Source organism: Erwinia typographi (genome assembly GCF_000773975.1).
In the GTDB taxonomy this organism is placed as follows: domain Bacteria; phylum Pseudomonadota; class Gammaproteobacteria; order Enterobacterales; family Enterobacteriaceae; genus Erwinia; species Erwinia typographi.
The window spans coordinates 1-16,545 of sequence record NZ_JRUQ01000045.1 but is presented as its reverse complement, the minus strand read 5'-3'; the positions used below and the strand labels follow the sequence as shown (position 1 = coordinate 16,545).

Annotated in this window: 21 protein-coding genes and 1 other annotated feature; of the genes, 2 read left to right on the top strand and 19 right to left on the bottom strand. The window is 53.5% G+C overall.

The genetic code is table 11. The features are described 5' to 3' along the window. Positions 1-22 precede the first annotated feature (22 nt). The 15 genes from NG99_RS16105 to NG99_RS16035 form a co-directional block, all read right to left on the bottom strand. Positions 23-1,462 carry a protein adenylyltransferase SelO gene (locus NG99_RS16105; RefSeq protein ID WP_034895151.1) on the bottom strand — a complete coding sequence of 480 codons (1,440 nt, stop codon included), beginning with the start codon at positions 1,460-1,462 and terminating at the stop codon, positions 23-25. A gap of 100 nt (positions 1,463-1,562) precedes the next feature. Beyond that, complete coding sequence (locus NG99_RS16100) at positions 1,563-2,303, bottom strand: EAL domain-containing protein (RefSeq protein ID WP_034895148.1); 741 nt, start codon at positions 2,301-2,303, stop codon at positions 1,563-1,565. Between the two features lie 379 nt (positions 2,304-2,682). Next, positions 2,683-3,141 (bottom strand): NlpC/P60 family protein, encoded by a 459-nt coding sequence (locus tag NG99_RS16095; protein ID WP_034895145.1) that lies wholly within the window; start codon positions 3,139-3,141, stop codon positions 2,683-2,685. A 72-nt stretch (positions 3,142-3,213) separates the two neighbouring features. Further along, positions 3,214-3,954, bottom strand: a complete 741-nt coding sequence (gene btuD, locus NG99_RS16090; protein ID WP_034895142.1) for a vitamin B12 ABC transporter ATP-binding protein BtuD — start codon at positions 3,952-3,954, stop codon at positions 3,214-3,216. Further along, positions 3,955-4,500 carry a glutathione peroxidase gene (locus NG99_RS16085; protein WP_034895139.1) on the bottom strand — a complete coding sequence of 182 codons (546 nt, stop codon included), beginning with the start codon at positions 4,498-4,500 and terminating at the stop codon, positions 3,955-3,957. A 43-nt stretch (positions 4,501-4,543) separates the two neighbouring features. Beyond that, a complete protein-coding gene (btuC, locus tag NG99_RS16080; protein ID WP_034895413.1) occupies positions 4,544-5,527 on the bottom strand; it encodes a vitamin B12 ABC transporter permease BtuC in 984 nt (327 codons plus the stop codon). 60 nt (positions 5,528-5,587) lie between these two features. Continuing rightward, positions 5,588-5,887, bottom strand: a complete 300-nt coding sequence (gene ihfA / locus NG99_RS16075; protein WP_004157378.1) for an integration host factor subunit alpha — start codon at positions 5,885-5,887, stop codon at positions 5,588-5,590. Positions 5,888-5,891: 4 nt separating this feature from the next. Next, positions 5,892-8,279 carry a phenylalanine--tRNA ligase subunit beta gene (pheT, locus tag NG99_RS16070; protein WP_034895135.1) on the bottom strand — a complete coding sequence of 796 codons (2,388 nt, stop codon included), beginning with the start codon at positions 8,277-8,279 and terminating at the stop codon, positions 5,892-5,894. 15 nt (positions 8,280-8,294) lie between these two features. Next, positions 8,295-9,278, bottom strand: a complete 984-nt coding sequence (gene pheS, locus NG99_RS16065) for a phenylalanine--tRNA ligase subunit alpha (RefSeq protein ID WP_034895133.1) — start codon at positions 9,276-9,278, stop codon at positions 8,295-8,297. A gap of 79 nt (positions 9,279-9,357) precedes the next feature. Then, positions 9,358-9,482, bottom strand: a sequence feature (Phe leader region). Further along, entirely contained in the window at positions 9,418-9,477 is a 60-nt protein-coding gene (gene pheM / locus NG99_RS29295) for a pheST operon leader peptide PheM (RefSeq protein ID WP_157032643.1), read from the bottom strand. Its footprint overlaps the feature before it by 60 nt. Before the next feature lie 66 nt (positions 9,483-9,548). After that, positions 9,549-9,905, bottom strand: coding sequence for a 50S ribosomal protein L20 (rplT, locus tag NG99_RS16055; RefSeq protein ID WP_034895128.1), 357 nt, complete (start codon positions 9,903-9,905; stop codon positions 9,549-9,551). Positions 9,906-9,944: 39 nt separating this feature from the next. Beyond that, positions 9,945-10,142: a 50S ribosomal protein L35 gene (gene rpmI / locus NG99_RS16050; RefSeq protein WP_010275699.1), complete on the bottom strand. Its 198-nt coding sequence runs from the start codon at positions 10,140-10,142 to the stop codon at positions 9,945-9,947. Positions 10,143-10,232: 90 nt separating this feature from the next. Next, positions 10,233-10,784 carry a translation initiation factor IF-3 gene (gene infC / locus NG99_RS16045; RefSeq protein WP_072017607.1) on the bottom strand — a complete coding sequence of 184 codons (552 nt, stop codon included), beginning with the start codon at positions 10,782-10,784 and terminating at the stop codon, positions 10,233-10,235. Between the two features lie 3 nt (positions 10,785-10,787). Continuing rightward, positions 10,788-12,716, bottom strand: coding sequence for a threonine--tRNA ligase (thrS, locus tag NG99_RS16040; RefSeq protein WP_034895115.1), 1,929 nt, complete (start codon positions 12,714-12,716; stop codon positions 10,788-10,790). A gap of 222 nt (positions 12,717-12,938) precedes the next feature. Beyond that, the gene (locus tag NG99_RS16035) at positions 12,939-13,196 is read right to left on the bottom strand and encodes a hypothetical protein (protein WP_034895112.1); all 258 of its coding nucleotides are present in this window, start codon (positions 13,194-13,196) and stop codon (positions 12,939-12,941) included. 183 nt (positions 13,197-13,379) lie between these two features. On the opposite strand from NG99_RS16035, the gene NG99_RS29290 reads away from it, so the two are divergent. Beyond that, positions 13,380-13,556: a hypothetical protein gene (locus NG99_RS29290; RefSeq protein WP_157032637.1), complete on the top strand. Its 177-nt coding sequence runs from the start codon at positions 13,380-13,382 to the stop codon at positions 13,554-13,556. Positions 13,557-13,653: 97 nt separating this feature from the next. Here NG99_RS29290 and NG99_RS27640 read toward each other — a convergent pair whose 3' ends face one another. Beyond that, positions 13,654-14,868, bottom strand: a complete 1,215-nt coding sequence (locus NG99_RS27640; protein ID WP_052130744.1) for a tail fiber domain-containing protein — start codon at positions 14,866-14,868, stop codon at positions 13,654-13,656. A gap of 61 nt (positions 14,869-14,929) precedes the next feature. Further along, positions 14,930-15,154 (bottom strand): phage exclusion lipoprotein Cor, encoded by a 225-nt coding sequence (gene cor, locus NG99_RS16025; protein WP_408606411.1) that lies wholly within the window; start codon positions 15,152-15,154, stop codon positions 14,930-14,932. A gap of 111 nt (positions 15,155-15,265) precedes the next feature. Here cor and NG99_RS29285 point away from each other — a divergent pair, with 111 nt between their 5' ends. Continuing rightward, positions 15,266-15,472 (top strand): hypothetical protein, encoded by a 207-nt coding sequence (locus NG99_RS29285; RefSeq protein ID WP_157032636.1) that lies wholly within the window; start codon positions 15,266-15,268, stop codon positions 15,470-15,472. Between the two features lie 427 nt (positions 15,473-15,899). Here NG99_RS29285 and NG99_RS16015 read toward each other — a convergent pair whose 3' ends face one another. Beyond that, on the bottom strand, positions 15,900-16,211 hold the full coding sequence (locus NG99_RS16015; RefSeq protein ID WP_034895106.1) for a hypothetical protein: 312 nt from the start codon (positions 16,209-16,211) through the stop codon (positions 15,900-15,902). Next, on the bottom strand, positions 16,211-16,545 hold a 335-nt coding region (locus NG99_RS16010; protein ID WP_034895103.1), incomplete at its 5' end, for a phage tail tip fiber protein. The genes NG99_RS16015 and NG99_RS16010, both read right to left, overlap by 1 nt.

Sequence of the window (16,545 nt, the reverse complement as noted above, 5' to 3'; positions counted from 1 at the left end):
GCCAGGCTCGCACCTGCTGGCGTCAGCTTGAACAGCTGACCTCCAGTTTCTTCCCCCAGTCCGGCGCACGCTGCGTCAGATCCGCGAAGGCTGGCACATCGTCGAACGGCTGGCTAAGCGCCTGATGCAGCCTGCTCAACATGCTGATATCGTCTTTTTCGGCCTGCTCGATCGCCTGCTGCGCCAGGTAATTACGCAATACGACGGCCGGGTTTGCCTGCTTCATCTGCTGCTGACGATCGGCGTCGCTGCGATCTTCTTCTAACAGACGCTGCCGCCAGATGTTGTACCAGCTGTCGAAAGCCTCACGATCGATAAACTCATCCCGCAGCGGGGAGGTAGTCTGCTGCTGCTCGGTCAGCGAGAGCTGACGGAAGGTCCAGCTGTAATCGCTGCCCTCTTTGGTCATCAGCGCCAGCAGGCCGGTCAGAATATCGTTATCGTGCTGATCCTTCGTCATTAACCCCAGCTTCGCCCGCATCCGTTCTCCCCAGCAGCGCATCAGCTCCGGCTCATAGTCAGCCAGCGCCTGTTTCAGCTGATCGGCGGTCATCAGTCCGGACAGAGAGTGCGCCAGACGATTCAGGTTCCACAGTCCCACCACCGGCTGGTTGTCAAAGCTGTAGCGTCCCTGATAGTCAGAATGATTGCAGATAAAGTCCGGCTGGTAATCATCAAGGAAACCAAACGGGCCGTAGTCCAGCGTCAGCCCCAGAATCGACATATTGTCAGTATTCATCACCCCGTGGGCGAAGCCTACGCTCTGCCAGTGGGCAATCAGGCGCGCGGTGCGCTTCACCACGTCGCTGAACCACAGCAGATAGCGCTGCGGCTCGCTTTTCAGCGCTGGCCAGTGATGCTCGATAGCGTAGTCCGCCAGCTGACGCACTTTTTCCGGCTGCTGCGCGTAGAAGAAATGCTCGAAATGGCCGAAGCGCAGATGGCTCTCCGCCACCCGCAACAGCATGGCGCCCCGCTCGGTGGTTTCGCGGTAGACGGGCTCATCGCTGGTGACGACAGTAAGCGCGCGGGAAGTGGGAATGCCCAGATGGTGCATCGCTTCTGAGGCCAGAAACTCACGCAGCGAAGAGCGCAGCACGGCGCGGCCATCGCCCATGCGGGAGTATGGCGTCAATCCTGCGCCCTTCAGGTGCCAGTCCATTTTACGGCCGTCGGGCAGCTGCTGTTCACCAAGCAATAGCCCCCGGCCGTCACCCAACTGCCCGGCCCAGACGCCAAACTGATGGCCGCTGTAAACCTGCGCCAGCGGCTGCATACCGGGCAGCAGCGTATCTCCGCTCCAGATCCCCGCCTTTTCCGGCGCGAACCAGCTCTCGTCCAGCCCCAGCTCGCGGGCCAGCTCGGCGCTGTGAAACAGCAAACGCGGATTTTTTAACGGCGTCGGCTGAAGGGCAGTATAAAAACCCGCCAGCTGCTGGTACCAGGTGTTAGTAAACTGCATGACATCCCCCTGCGATTTGCCAGCCGGGCCACGGTCTGGCGCTCAAGCGCCTAGTGTAAACCTCCGGACAAGGGGTTAACACGGACTTATTCAGGGGTTATTAATGCGGATGACCGAGTAATTCTTTCGGTGGGTGGATCAGCGTGGCAAGCCCTTCCTCTCCCACCGGCGAGAACAGCGCGCTCTGTATACCATCAAATTCAAAGTGACTAATTTTTTCCAGACCGGGTAAATCATCAATTCCCTGAACGATAACCTGCTGACAATGGGGCCTGATATGATCGAGAACGGTACTAATGAAGGGTTTAAAAGAGAGTCGATTAATATTGTGCTTAATAAAACCCTTATCCAGCTTGATGCGGTAAAAAAGATCGTCGTAAACGGCCTTCGACGGCGCTTTCCCTGCCCCATAGTTCTCCAGGCTTAAGTCAAACCTTTCGCTCAGCGCCATTAAACCCGGATGATCTTTACCCAGCTTTAAATCAGGAAAACTTTCGTTAATTTCCAGCTCAAGCCATTCCAGCGCATCTAACTTGCGGGCCAGAAAATCACTTTCCAGAATGGCCTGTGACGTCACTTCATCAATTTTTAACGTGACCTTAACCCCCTGCTGGCGGAAAAAGTCATGATTTTTTTCAATACTGCTAATCTGACTTTGTAACAATAGAATACGCTGCTCACTATCCATTTGCGGCAGCAGCATCTCCTGCGGTATGGCAACGTTGGCGGTAGTATGAGAAAAGTGCGTGAGCAGTTCGACGGCAATCAGCAGGCCATCAAAACTATAGACAGGGTAAAATGCTGCGTAGCTTTTATAATCCGCTTCCAGATGGATTTTCATTTTTATTCAGCCAGGATAATGTGGCAATTCGTGCATCCTGTCTCACCGCTTAACGGCGAGTTACCGTGCCATTAAAAGTGAACTTATCGCATGATGGCAAAAACAGGATGAGGCCCGTTGTAAAATCGTAAACTATCACACAATTGATATGAAAGGTGCTTAACAGTTAACGTCAGCCCTTCCCTTAAAACGTCTGTATGACAATAACTTCAGCGTCTCTTGACTAAAATTTGACATAACCTGAGGTAAAATGAGACTTAAGGGCAATCCATTTATTGTCACCAGGCATACTGCGTTAATCTTTAATATCATCCCATAAATCAAATGCTGAATATATGAGCATTTTCTTAAATGTTTAGTAATCTAAATATATCATCGGTTATATTCGCCTTGCCTGCCAGAACACTTTTTTCCAGTAGACATTATTCAGTGAGGAGCGGATAACCCCCTGACTGGTCGAAGCATGAATAAACTCGTCGTCGGTATCATAAATCCCAACGTGTAATCCATTTTCTCCACTACCGGTTTTGAAAAAGACCAGGTCGCCCGGCAGCAGCTCATCCTTATCGATGCGCGTGCCGATATCGGTTTGGGCCACGGTGGTGCGAGGCAGCTGTAAATCAAAGCGATCGCGAAAGGTAAGATAGACAAAACCGGAGCAGTCGACGCCGCTTTGATTCATGCCACCGTAACGGTATGGCGTACCACGCCACTGGCTTAACTGCTCATTCAACTGGGCAATAACGGCGATCGAATCGGCAAGACGCGCATTGGGAGGAGGCGCATGGCTGCTACAGCCTGCAAGAATAACTACGATTAGCAACAGCCAGTAGCGCATAGCCAGGCCCCTTCAAAAGTGACAAGTAACTTTACCAGCATACTGCGTTTTTCAACAAGATGGCTGCGTTTATCAGAGGAATGTCGTCAGGATTTGGTGATCCTCCACGCACAGTCGTCTAAAAGGCACCGCAAAGACCTCACTCAGCCTTTCGGGCTGCAGGACTTCATCCACGCTTCCCTGCTGAACAAGCGCGCCATTTTTCATCAGCCAGACCCGGTGCGCGTGGTGCAGGCTATGGTTGATGTCGTGCCCGCTGACGATCGCCGTTAACCCTTTACTGACGCAGGCGGCGAGGTAGCCATCAAAAGCAGCCTGCTGCGCAAGGTCCAGCCCGGTTAGCGGCTCATCAAGCAGCAGAAGACGGCCCTGCGGCTGCGCGACTTGAAACAGTACCGCCGCCAGGCGTACGCGCTGCCATTCTCCGCCTGAGAGCTGATTTACCGGCCTCGCCAGCTTATCCACCAGCTGGAAGATCTGACAAAGCGTGATAAGCGCTTCCTCATTCAGCGCTTCTTTCCCGGCTTGATGCAGGGAAAGATAGTGCCAGACGGGCATACTGCCAGCCGGCTGTTGCTGCTGCGCCAGCCAGGCGCGCGTGCGCGCCAGCGCCGGGCCAGTCCACAACGCCAGCGGGATACCGGCAAGACGAATGGCTCCCTCTGCGGGCAGCAAACCAGCAAGGCAGGCCAGCAGCGAACTTTTCCCACTGCCGTTTGGTCCCAGCAGATGGATTAACTCCCCGCGTTGTACTTCCGCGCTGAACGGCGCAAGGCGCTGCGCCAGAGCAACGCCTTCACACTGCAACAACATTTACTTTGCCAGCGCCTGCTGGATGGCGCTGGTGATGGCCGGGTCGGAAGGCTCCATATCCGGGGAGAAGCGCTGTAGCACCGTCCCGTCACGGCCAATCAGGAATTTTTCGAAATTCCACAGAATGTCGCCCGGCTCCTTCGGCGCGCGGCCTTTACTGCTCATGCGCTCCAGAAAACCACTGTTTTCCGGCACGGTGGCCTCAGGCTGCGCCGCAACCAGCTGGACATAGAGCGGGTGCCTGTCCGGACCGTTTACCTCAATTTTGCTGAACATTGGGAAAGTGACGCCATAGGTGGTGCTGCAAAACGTCTGGATCTCTTCCGCGCTGCCCGGTTCCTGCCCCAGGAACGCATTGCAGGGAAAGCCTAACACTGAAAACCCGTTGTCCTGCTGGGCTTTTTGTAACGCTTCAAGCTGCTCATACTGGGGAGTAAGGCCGCATTTTGACGCCACGTTAACCACCAGCAGCACGTCGCCCTGCCATTGCGCCAGCGAGGTCTGCTCGCCGTTCAGCATTTCCAGCTTTGTGTCAAAAATAGTCATCGGTTTTTCCTGTTTCAGTAGTGAGAGAACAACGGTCGGACAATTATGCCCGATGGCGTAACAGTAACCAGATAAAGACCGGGGCGCCCAGCGTTGCCGTCACCACCCCAATCGGTAATTCTGCAGAAGACATTGCCACCCGCGCCAGCACATCAGCAGCCAGCAAAATCCCCCCGCCTGCCAGCGCGCAGGCGGGTAACAGCATACGATGATCGCTGACGCCATTAAGGCGCAGGATGTGCGGGATGACCAGCCCGACAAAACCAATCGCCCCCGCCAGCGCCACGCTGACGCCGGTCAGCCAGCCGATAGCCAGCACCAGCAGATTTCGCCATAGCAACAGCGGCAGCCCCAGCTGTCTGGCCGACACCTCGCCCAGCGCGATCAGGTTGAGGATTGTCGACAGCGAGCACAGCCAGACCAGCACCGGCACCAGCGCCAGCATCAGCCAACGGTAGCGCCAGTCCACGCCGCTGAAGCCGCCCATCATCCAGTACATCAGCTGGCGCAGATCCAGGCTCGAGCTAAAGTAAACGGCCCAGGTCATCACCGCGCTGCAAATGATCCCCATCGCCACGCCGGCAAGCAGCAGTCGGCTGTTTGAAAGATGCTGTCGGGAAAAACGCAGCAGGATTAAGGTCACCACCAGCGCGCCAACGATGGCGCACAGTCCAGTCTGCCACAGCCCTGCCGCCCCGGCAAAAATGCTCAGCACCAGCCCAACGCCAGCGCCGTTTGACACGCCCAGCAGGCCAGGCTCGGCCAGCGGATTTTCAAACAGCGCCTGCATCACCGCACCGGCAACCGCCAGCGAGGCGCCTACCAGCAGCACGGCCAGCGTTCTTGGCAGGCGTAGCTGCCAGACATACAGCGAATTTTCCGGACTGAACCAGTCGGAGGGCATCAGCCAGCGCTCGCCAGCCGACAGGCTGAGGATCGCCATCAGCAGGCTAAAAAGTAGCAGGCCAGCCAGCCAGCGCCGATCGTGACGCCGTGCGCGGGTAATATGTTGCAGAAGCGGGGTCATCAGCGCGTTTATCAAAGGAAAAAGGAAAAGGCCGCTTGCGCGGCCTTTTGGCTAACAGAATCAGTCTTCTTTCGGTGTCGCGTTCTCAACCCGGCTTTTCAACTTCTGCCCGGGCCGGAAAGTCACCACCCGCCGCGCCGTGATTGGAATATCTTCACCCGTCTTGGGGTTTCGACCCGGACGTTGGTTTTTGTCGCGAAGGTCGAAGTTGCCAAATCCTGACAGTTTCACCTGTTCACCATTTTCCAAAGCGCGGCGTACCTCTTCGAAAAACAGCTCAACCAGCTCTTTGGCATCCCGTTTGCTCAGCCCCAGCTTCTCAAACAGGTATTCAGACATCTCAGCTTTTGTAAGCGCCATAGGTTCAATCCCTCAAGGATGCTTGGAATCGCTCTTTTAGTGCCTCTACGCATTTTGCAACGGTAGCGGCAATCTCCTCTTCTTCGAGTGTCCGGCCGGTATCTTGCAAAATCAGGCTGATAGCGAGGCTCTTAAAACCTTCATTTACGCCCTTACCGCGGTACACGTCAAACAAGTTTACGCCAACTACCTGATTTACGCCAACTTTCTTACACTCTGCGATGATATCTGCTGCAGGCACGTTTTCAGCCACCACAACGGCGATATCACGACGGTTTGCCGGGAAACGAGAAATCCCGCTCGCGTCAGGCAGGACGCGGTCTGACACCCTGTCCCACTGGAGTTCGAACACCACGGTACGACCGTTAAGATCCAGTTTCCTTTCAAGTTCCGGGTGCACCACACCCAGAAAACCGATGCGCTCATCGTGTAAATAAATTGCGGCACTCTGTCCCGGATGCAGAGCAGGATGTGCTTCAGCGCGGAACTGGATTTCAGAAAATTTACCGGTCAGGTCGAGGACAGACTCCAAATCGCCTTTTAAATCATAGAAGTCAACTGCCTGACGTGCCAGATCCCAATGCTCTTCATAGCGGGTTCCGCTGATGACGCCCGCCAGCATAACGTCCTGGCGGATGCCAAGGTTTGCCTGAGTATCAGGGACAAAGCGCAGGCCGCTTTCGAACAAACGCACGCGGTTTTGCTGACGATTTTGATTATATACCACCGCAGACAGCAGGCCGCTCCACAGAGAAAGCCGCATTGCCGACATTTCAACGGAGATCGGGCTTGGCAGCACCAGGTTCTCTTCACCCGGATGCAGCAGCGCCTGCAGCTTAGGATCGACGAAGCTGTAAGTGATCGCCTCCTGGTAGCCTTTATCAACCAGCATCGCCTTCACGCGCTTCAGCGACAGATTGGCCTCGCGATGTTTCGTCATCACCAGACCGGCCTGCACAGGCACGTCCGGAATGTTGTCATAGCCGTACAGACGGGCCACTTCTTCGACCAGATCTTCTTCAATTTCCATGTCGAAACGCCAGCCTGGCGCTACCGCCTGCCAGAATCCGTCACCTTCGGTCACTTCGCAGCCCAGACGACGCAAAATGTCGCTGACCTCTGCGTCGGCAATCACATGACCAATCAGGCGATCCAGCTTTTCACGGCGCAGGGTGATGGTGGCTCGCACCGGCAGGGTCGCCTGGTTGCTGACATCAATAACCGGACCGGCCTCGCCGCCGCAGATTTCAAGCAGCAGGCGCGTAGCTCGCTCCATCGCTTTGTACTGCAGCTGCGGATCGACGCCGCGTTCATAGCGATGAGAGGCATCGGTATGCAGACCGTGGCGACGCGCGCGTCCGACGATTGACAGCGGGCTGAAGAAGGCGCTCTCGAGCAGCACGCTGCGGGTTTCTTCGTTGACGCCGGAGTGCTCACCTCCAAAGATCCCGGCCATCGCCAGCGCTTTCTGGCGATCGGCAATCACCAGCGTATCAGCGCTCAGTCGGGCTTCGCTACCGTCCAGCAGCGTCAGGGTTTCGCCCTCTTCCGCCAGGCGTACAATGATGCCCCCGTCAATGCGGTCGAGGTCGAAGGCGTGCATCGGCTGACCCAGTTCCAGCAGCACAAAGTTAGTGATGTCGACAACCGGATCGATAGAACGAATTCCGCAGCGGCGCAGCTTCTCTTTCATCCACAGCGGCGTGGCGGCCTGCACGTTAATGCCTTTGACTACGCGGCCAAGATAGCGCGGGCAGGCTTCTGCCGCATCCACCTGGATCGGCAAAGTCTCCTGGATGGTGGCGGCAACCGGGGCGATATCCGGCTCGGTCAGCGCCATTTTGTTCAGTACCGCCACGTCGCGAGCCACGCCAATGATGCTCAGGCAGTCTGCGCGGTTAGGCGTGACGCTGATTTCAATGGTGCTGTCATTAAGTCCGAGCAAGTCACGAAGATCGGTGCCAACGGTCGCCTCCAGCGGCAGCTCGATAATGCCCTGGTGATCGTCGGAAATCCCCAGCTCGGAGAAGGAACACAGCATACCTTCTGAAGGCTCACCGCGCAGCTTTGCCGCCTTAATTTTAAAATCACCCGGCAGGACCGCCCCAACGGTCGCCACCGCCACTTTCAGTCCCTGACGGCAGTTTGGCGCGCCGCAGACGATATCCAGCAGGCGTTCGCCACCGACATTAATTTTGGTGACGCGCAGTTTGTCTGCGTTAGGGTGCTGGCCGCACTCCACCACTTCACCCACCACCACGCCGTGAAACGCACCGGCCACCGCCTCCACGCCGTCCACTTCCAGACCGGCCATGGTTATCTGTTCAGACAGCGCTGCACTATCAATAGCCGGGTTAACCCACTCACGTAACCAGAGTTCGCTAAATTTCATTGGTCTGACCCGCCCTTATTTAAACTGTTTGAGGAAACGTAAATCATTTTCGAAGAAGGCGCGCAAATCGGTCACGCCATAGCGCAGCATGGTCAGACGCTCCATGCCCATGCCGAAGGCAAAGCCAGAGTAGACCTCAGGATCGATACCGACGTTGCGCAGGACGTTAGGGTGCACCATGCCGCAGCCCAGCACCTCCAGCCACCGGCCGTTTTTCCCCATCACGTCGACTTCTGCGGAAGGTTCGGTGAACGGGAAGTAGGAAGGACGGAAACGAACCTGCAAATCTTCTTCGAAGAAGTTGTTAAGGAAGTCGTGCAGCGTGCCTTTCAGGTTGGTAAAGCTGATGTTCTTGTCCACGATCAGCCCTTCCATCTGATGGAACATCGGCGTGTGGGTCTGGTCGTAGTCGTTACGGTAAACGCGGCCGGGAGCGATAATGCGGATCGGCGGCTGCTGGTTCTTCATGGTGCGGATCTGCACGCCGGATGTCTGAGTGCGCAGCAGGCGAGTGGCGTCAAACCAGAAAGTGTCATGGTCGGCGCGGGCCGGGTGATGGCCAGGAATATTCAGCGCGTCAAAGTTGTGGTAGTCATCTTCGATCTCCGGTCCGGTCGCCACGGCAAAGCCCAGCTCGCCGAAGAACGTTTCAATGCGGTCGATGGTACGGGTTACCGGATGCAGCCCGCCGTTTTCAATACGGCGTCCGGGCAGCGAGACGTCAATAGTCTCTTCAGCCAGCCGGGCGTTCAGCGCAGCGGATTCCAGCGACGCTTTGCGTTCGTTCAGCACGTCCTGAACCTGCTGCTTGGCCTCATTAATAACCGCACCGGCCGCCGGACGCTCTTCCGCCGGCAGCTCGCGCAATGTTGTCATCTGCAGCGTCAGATGTCCCTTTTTCCCCAGATATTCAACGCGTACCGCGTCTAACGCGGCAACATCGTGGGCATCAGCAATGGCCGCTTTCGCGTTCGCCACCAGTTCTGCGAGATGTGACATGCTTTCCTCTTCTTCCAGCCGCCGTGGCCGGTCTGTTTTTTATGAGGACGAAGGTTCGTCCGATATCAGCGACGCCAGAAACAAAAAAGCCTCCACTTGGGAGGCTTTTAGCGCGATTTTTCGTTTCTTCTCTTTGCGCTCAAGCCCCCGGCGTACCGGTGCTAAAGTAAAAAAAGAAACGGAAAATAGCAGCATTCACGCTTGCGTTACCTTGTACGGGTTAAAACAGTGAAAATAAAAGAGGGAGACCAGCTCCCTCTTTCACCTGACTTACGCCAGAGCCGATTTCGCTTTTTCGACCAGTGCCGTAAAGGTCACTTTATCGAAGACGGCGATGTCAGCCAGAATCTTACGGTCGATCTCAATAGAAGCCTTTTTCAGGCCATTAATGAAACGGCTGTAAGAGATACCGTTAGTGCGTGCCGCTGCGTTGATACGCGCGATCCACAGCTGACGGAACTGACGCTTCCGCTGACGACGGTCACGGTAAGCATACTGACCAGCTTTGATAACAGCCTGGAAGGCAACGCGGTAAACACGCGAACGTGCACCGTAATAGCCTTTAGCTTGTTTTAAGATTTTTTTGTGACGTGCGCGAGCAACTACACCACGTTTTACACGAGCCATTTAGCTCTCCTGTTTTATATTCTGTTTAAAAAAAATGACTTATGCGTACGGCAGGCAGGCAATAACCAGACCCAGATCGCCTTTAGACACCAGGCCTTTAGGGCGCAGATGACGTTTACGCTTAGTCGATTTTTTGGTCAGAATATGACGCAGGTTAGCGTGTTTACGCTTGAAGCCGCCAGAAGCGGTCTTCTTAAAGCGCTTAGCCGCGCCACGTACAGTTTTAATCTTTGGCATTTAAAACATCCACTTCGCATTGTTAATAAAATGAACCAGACAGGCGAATAAAAGCCCGGACCGAAGCCCGAACCTCGATTACTTTATGGCCTACTGCTTCTTCTTCGGAGCCAGCACCATGATCATCTGACGACCTTCGATTTTTGAAGGGAAGGATTCGACAATGGCCAAATCCAGATCGTCACACAGATCTTTACGGACGCGGTTAAGCACTTCCATACCGATCTGCTGGTGCGCCATCTCACGACCACGGAACCGCAGCGTGATTTTGGCTTTGTCGCCCTCTTCGAGAAAGCGAACCAGGTTGCGTAGTTTTACCTGGTAGTCGCCATCATCGGTACCAGGACGGAACTTAATTTCCTTAACCTGGATAACTTTTTGCTTTTTCTTCTGTTCTTTAGAAGATTTGCTTTTTTCGTAGAGGAACTTGCCGTAATCCATGATTCGGCAAACGGGCGGCTCGGCGTTAGGGCTAATTTCAACTAAATCGACCCCTGCTTCCTCAGCTTTTTCCAAAGCCTCATTCAGACTGACAATACCAATCTGCTCGCCATCGACGCCAGTCAGTCGTACTTCTGTGGCGCGGATTTCTCTGTTAATGCGATTAGGACGCGCCGTTTGAACTCGTTTTCCGCCTTTAATACCTTATTCCTCCAATTGATGAAGATTGCGACTGCGAATTTCATCATGCAGTTTCGCGATCACTTCGTTTACGTCCATGCTGCCCAGGTCTTTACCACGGCGAGTGCGAACGGCAACCTTGCCTGATTCCACTTCTTTATCACCACAGACCAACATATACGGGACACGACGTAAAGTGTGCTCGCGGATTTTAAAGCCAATCTTCTCGTTTCTCAAGTCCGCTTTTGCACGAATGCCCGCATTCTGCAGTTTTCGGGTCAATTCTGCAACATATTCGGACTGGCCATCGGTGATATTCATCACCACAACTTGTACTGGAGCCAGCCAGGTTGGGAAGAACCCGGCATACTCTTCGGTCAGAATACCGATAAAGCGCTCCACTGAGCCGAGGATTGCCCGGTGAATCATCACCGGGACCTGGCGCTCATTATTTTCACCTATATAAGAAGCACTCAGACGACCCGGCAGTGAAAAGTCGAGCTGAACGGTGCCGCACTGCCATGCGCGATCCAGGCAATCATGCAGGGTAAATTCAATTTTAGGGCCGTAGAAGGCGCCCTCTCCCGGCTGATAGTCGAACGGGATTTCGTTCTCTTTCAGCGCGGCAGCCAGGTCGGCCTCGGCACGGTCCCACTGCTCCTCGCTGCCGATGCGTTTCACCGGACGAGTAGATAATTTCACCGCGATTTTCTCAAAGCCGAAGGTGCTGTACATGTCATACACCATACGGATGCAGCTGTTAACCTCGGCGCGCACCTGCTCTTCTGTACAGAAGATATGGGCGTCATCCTGGGTAAAGCCGCGAACGCGCATCAGACCGTGCAGCGCCCCTGACGGTTCGTTACGGTGGCAGCTACCAAACTCGGCCATCCGTAGCGGCAGGTCGCGGTATGATTTTAGACCCTGATTGAAAATCTGCACATGCCCTGGGCAATTCATTGGCTTGATGCAGTATTCACGGTTCTCCGAAGAGGTGGTGAACATCGCTTCTTTATAGTTTTCCCAGTGGCCTGTTTTCTCCCACAGCACGCGGTCCATCATCAATGGGCCCTTCACTTCCTGATAGTCATACTCAGTCAGCTTGCTGCGGACAAAAACTTCCAGCTCACGGAAGATAGTCCAGCCATCGTTGTGCCAGAACACCATGCCCGGCGCTTCTTCCTGCATGTGGTAAAGGTCAAGCTGCTTGCCGATTTTACGGTGGTCACGCCTTGACGCTTCTTCCAGACGCAGCAAATAGGCCGCCAGCTGTTTTTTATCGGCCCAGGCGGTGCCATAAATGCGCTGTAGCATTTTGTTGCTGCTGTCGCCGCGCCAGTAAGCGCCAGAAATTTTCTGGAGCTTGAAGTGGTGGCAAAAGCGCATGTTCGGCACATGCGGTCCACGGCACATATCAACATATTCCTGATGATGATACAGGCCAGGACGGTCGTCATGGCTGATGTTCTCATCAAGAATGGTCATCTTGTAAGTTTCGCCACGGGCGGCAAACGCGTCGCGCGCTTCCTGCCAGCTCACTTTCTTTTTGATGACGTCGTAATTCGTTTCGGCCAGCTGGTGCATCCTTTTTTCCAGCAGCTCAATGTCTTCCTGGGTCAGGGTTCGCTCAAGATCAACGTCATAGTAGAAGCCGTTGTCGATGACCGGGCCTATCGCCATTTTGGTGTCTGGCCATAGCTGCTTAATCGCGTGTCCCAGCAGGTGAGCACAGGAGTGGCGAATAATCTCCAGACCTGCGTCATCCTTAGCGGTGATGATAGCAACGTTGGCATCTTCGGCGATGGGATCGACCGCATCGACCAACTCACCATTTACGCGGCCGGCAATACAGGCTTTCGCGAGGCCCGGACCGATGTCCAGTGCAATATCCATCACGCTAACGGCGTGGTCATAAGAACGCTGACTTCCATCAGGAAGGGTAATAACGGGCATTTTACATCCTTAATTGCAGTGGTAACCCACACGCAAGGTTACATGCAAAAGTAATATTAAGGTTATACGTCAACGACTTAGCACTTGAAATTAACTCACATTTGTTAATTTGGTACACAGCCTGGTACACATATTCAAAAGTGTCTGTTTAAAGAAGACTTTTGAAGGAGGGATATCTTACACTTCACAAGTGTATATTGCACGGCAAGCAATAAGTGAATATCACTCCAGCATGAAATCGTCGTCAAACTCATCCGATGCCGCCATAACCCGCTCCAGCCCAACCAGATACTGTATACCTTCTGATAGCGACACTGGCCGTTCAAACTCGATCCAGAAGCAATCGGGATAGGTGCGGCCGAACCAGTAGCCTCCCCCGCTCTCCTTGCTACGCTGGAAGAACACCAAGCCGCCTTCTTTGAACGTTTCCAGAGTCTCGCCCCGGTACACCACCTGGTAGTTCCTGTCTTTACCGCCCATGCTCACCTCATAAAACACTGTACACGAATACAGTATTATTGATCGACGCAGGCTATCAAGGGGAAATTTTTTTGGAGGAAATGCGATGTAACTAAAAGTGAATATCTGTTGCAGAAGTAACCAGCCAGGCTTACATTAACTTAAGATTTTTCTTAACAGGGTATCAAGGAGAGGGTTGTTGAAATGAATGAATCAAACTTAGATTTATGGGAAATGAGGGAGTTGCATTTTGCAGAGGGTAACTTCAGGAAGGATGCGGTGGCAGGTGTTACCCCACCACCAATGAAAACCGTCTACGATGATGCGGACTCTTCTGAGTCTGAGCTTGCTAATGCTGTAAAGGGCAGCGCCTATAATTGATAGGATCTGATGTATAATAACCACTTCCGTTGCCATAACGGCTACAGGGGGTTCAGGCTTGCTTATTCTTATGACTCCCTAAGCGGAGCATAAATTATCAGGCATCCAGCCCATCAAGCGCTTTAAGTCTCGCCTGCAATTCCTGAATTACCGCATCCTGTGCGGTCACCTTTTGACTCAGCTCTTTGATTGCTTCTACGATAATCCCGGACATAGCGCCATAATCGACGGCCAGCCCATTCTCTACCACTGTGCCATCTTCCAGCTTGTGATCAACGAATGTTTCCGAGATAACCTCCGGCAGGACTTCACGAATGTCTTGCGCGATAAGTCCGGTCCTACGCTCGCCGAACAGATCGTACGTATACCCGGTTAGCGTTTCTACTTTTTCCAGCGCGTCAGCAATTTGTACCTTATTGAATTTTAATCGTCCGTCAGACGTCGGGTTAAACGACGCTGCATAGCAGCCTCCGGTGCCAGATCTGATAGTTAGAGTAGCCACTGCGTTCTGAACAAAACGCATACAATGGTAGCTGCCCGACACAAGGTAGTACTGCAAATATCCGTCATATGCGCTGTCTGAAGACTGTATGCGAAGCCCAGTAGCCACCCTGTTTGGCCCTGATCCGTCCACCGCATTTGTGGCCGCATAAAACCCGTTTCCTCCGGCCTGGTTTACGTTGACGCTACTAGATAGATTACCCCCTGACATGCCATCGATCGTGCTGAACCTGCTGTCATTACCCTGCGCTACAGTCCCGGCAGTATTGCCATATGCAACGCCAAGCGCAGTGCGAGCCAGTGTCGCTGTCTTAGCGCCAGTGCCTCCTTGCGCTATGGAGAGTGCTGTTGTCAGCCCACTCAGCGCAGTTATATCGCCGTTTGCTCCCTTGACAGCCTTACCGTCAAGTGCTGTTGTAAAGCTGTTCCAGGCTGGTCCGCTGTAACTGGTGCCATCAGGAAGGTTAACCGTAATGGTTCCGCTGCCGGTGAACACCTGTTGCCAGTTTGCTTTGTCGAGGTTGAGACCGCGAATAGCCTTAGCGACATCCGCAGCGACCTGAGCAGTAATACCGACCAGGGTTTGGTTAGCCACGGCCGACCATGCCGCCCCTGAAGCTGCCGGGCCGTTATAGGCAGTTATGAGCGTTAGCGCAGTATCAGATTCGATAGATTTTATGCCCAGCGTATAGGTAACCCCACCGACCACTGAAACGATAAAGTCATTTGCTGCCAGATCGGTAGTGAACGCGGTCCCTGTTCCGGTAACGGCGGTTGAGTTGTTAGTTAATGCAATAGTGCCTGCTGCCATGATTTTCTCCGGACAATAAAAAACCCGGCGCGGTGGCCGGGTCTGTCTGTTTTAAATTAAATTACATATCGCAGGTTGTATGGGTGAAGTTTGTTTTGCTCACCCACTGCCAGTTAAATGGAGGTCCTGCTTTGTATTCTGTCTGATTAGCAATTTTACGAATGTCGTAAATATTAACAGACGTTTCCTGCCCGCCGACGAGAGCAGTCCCTGTACACACTGGTGCTGGCAATTTCTGACAGGCAGATAACAAAATAGCTGACGCCAGAAGGAAAATAAGTTTCATGATTTCATCCATAAATAGCATATGAACTTATTAGATGCCTTGCGTGATTATCAATCAAATCACTAAATCGATCGAAATGATCGAATCAGCTAATCGTACAAGGATGCATCAATGGCTTTTACACTACTCTGTGCGCTGGTCGTGGTTCCCTGGCCGCCAGTGGGTGGCGTTGTAGCCAATACTGAACTTATCTGCGTGTTGGCCCCGTCATACCTGGAGAAGAATATCTGCGGGATGCTGAAGGGCGACTGGTTGATTACTCCGGCCAGATTCCCCGCCAGCTCAGGCATGATTGCCCACTTTCCCGCCCGAGTCTGATTTATGCTGGTCCCGCTTGTTCCGGGGTCACCCTTCGTTCCTATCGTTACAATATCCCTCAGCACGCGGGTTTCGTTTGTCAGAATGCATTTCCCGGCAGCATTCCATATTGCCACGCCCCACTTGGGCAGCGTCGGAGCTTTAATCGAGAACACGTATAATTGCATGTTCACTGCTCCGCCTGTGCTGTCCTGTCGGCTTGATCGCACTGTCATTTGCGTTCCGCTATATCCGACAGAATGAACAGCGGGAGCATCAGAAAGCACAAAGGGAATATTTATTACGGATGGGTCTATTGTTATGACGGCGGTAGCAACACCATCTCCGGATGCCGTATATTTGCCAAGCAGGCTAACCGGAGTTGTTTCTGGTGTGATGAACGGTCTGCCGTCCGTAGTGGTGAGATATACACCATAATCGGCCATAGTCAGTCATTCCTGATAAATACGCAAAGAAACGCGTTATATGCCATTTCCGTGCCGAAACCATATGCGCTTGCCCCGGCCTGACTGATTGATATTGTGGAGCCGCTTATCGTAATTAATCTGCGGGTGGCGGTATAGGTTATCGTTTTGGCAACATGAATGTAGTCAATCCGGTAACCTGACGGCACTGAAAATGACCAGGAGCCTGATACCTGCTCAGCAGCCAGTTCAATATTCCCCAGAAGAGACACCGGCACCAGCCCATAGTTATTCGGCTTCCCTGCCGCATCCCACGTTTGTACCCCCCACGCCATCAGAATACCCCCGTGATTTTACCTGCCTGGAACCGGAGAACGCCCGCCGAGTCCCTGACGCTGATTGTTGTGTTGGTCTGCTTCATTGCACCATCACCATCAGAACCGTAGTTTTCAAACGTGCCGCCTTTATCCAGTTTCCAACCAGTGGAGCCTGCCACATAGTTGTTGGATTGGATATAGCTCCCAATTTTGGCGTTTGTAATGGTACCATCCTGGATGAATGCATCGCTGATGAACACCTGCCCATTAACAACCGCAAATGGTGAGTATTGTGTTGTTCCTGACCCGCTCATAAGCACAAACTGGTTCGCATTGTAGTGGTTGAATAATC

Bases quoted from the DNA above. Each gene is read 5' to 3' on its own strand.
- NG99_RS16105 (WP_034895151.1), bottom strand. From the start codon at position 1,462: ATGCAGTTTACTAACACCTGGTACCAGCAGCTGGCGGGTTTTTATACT.
- NG99_RS16100 (WP_034895148.1), bottom strand. From the start codon at position 2,303: ATGAAAATCCATCTGGAAGCGGATTATAAAAGCTACGCAGCATTTTAC.
- NG99_RS16095 (WP_034895145.1), bottom strand. From the start codon at position 3,141: ATGCGCTACTGGCTGTTGCTAATCGTAGTTATTCTTGCAGGCTGTAGC.
- btuD (WP_034895142.1), bottom strand. From the start codon at position 3,954: ATGTTGTTGCAGTGTGAAGGCGTTGCTCTGGCGCAGCGCCTTGCGCCG.
- NG99_RS16085 (WP_034895139.1), bottom strand. From the start codon at position 4,500: ATGACTATTTTTGACACAAAGCTGGAAATGCTGAACGGCGAGCAGACC.
- btuC (WP_034895413.1), bottom strand. From the start codon at position 5,527: ATGACCCCGCTTCTGCAACATATTACCCGCGCACGGCGTCACGATCGG.
- ihfA (WP_004157378.1), bottom strand. From the start codon at position 5,887: ATGGCGCTTACAAAAGCTGAGATGTCTGAATACCTGTTTGAGAAGCTG.
- pheT (WP_034895135.1), bottom strand. From the start codon at position 8,279: ATGAAATTTAGCGAACTCTGGTTACGTGAGTGGGTTAACCCGGCTATT.
- pheS (WP_034895133.1), bottom strand. From the start codon at position 9,278: ATGTCACATCTCGCAGAACTGGTGGCGAACGCGAAAGCGGCCATTGCT.
- rplT (WP_034895128.1), bottom strand. From the start codon at position 9,905: ATGGCTCGTGTAAAACGTGGTGTAGTTGCTCGCGCACGTCACAAAAAA.
- rpmI (WP_010275699.1), bottom strand. From the start codon at position 10,142: ATGCCAAAGATTAAAACTGTACGTGGCGCGGCTAAGCGCTTTAAGAAG.
- thrS (WP_034895115.1), bottom strand. From the start codon at position 12,716: ATGCCCGTTATTACCCTTCCTGATGGAAGTCAGCGTTCTTATGACCAC.
- NG99_RS16035 (WP_034895112.1), bottom strand. From the start codon at position 13,196: ATGGGCGGTAAAGACAGGAACTACCAGGTGGTGTACCGGGGCGAGACT.
- NG99_RS29290 (WP_157032637.1), top strand. From the start codon at position 13,380: ATGAATGAATCAAACTTAGATTTATGGGAAATGAGGGAGTTGCATTTT.
- NG99_RS27640 (WP_052130744.1), bottom strand. From the start codon at position 14,868: ATGGCAGCAGGCACTATTGCATTAACTAACAACTCAACCGCCGTTACC.
- cor (WP_408606411.1), bottom strand. From the start codon at position 15,154: ATGAAACTTATTTTCCTTCTGGCGTCAGCTATTTTGTTATCTGCCTGT.
- NG99_RS29285 (WP_157032636.1), top strand. From the start codon at position 15,266: ATGGCTTTTACACTACTCTGTGCGCTGGTCGTGGTTCCCTGGCCGCCA.
- NG99_RS16015 (WP_034895106.1), bottom strand. From the start codon at position 16,211: ATGGCGTGGGGGGTACAAACGTGGGATGCGGCAGGGAAGCCGAATAAC.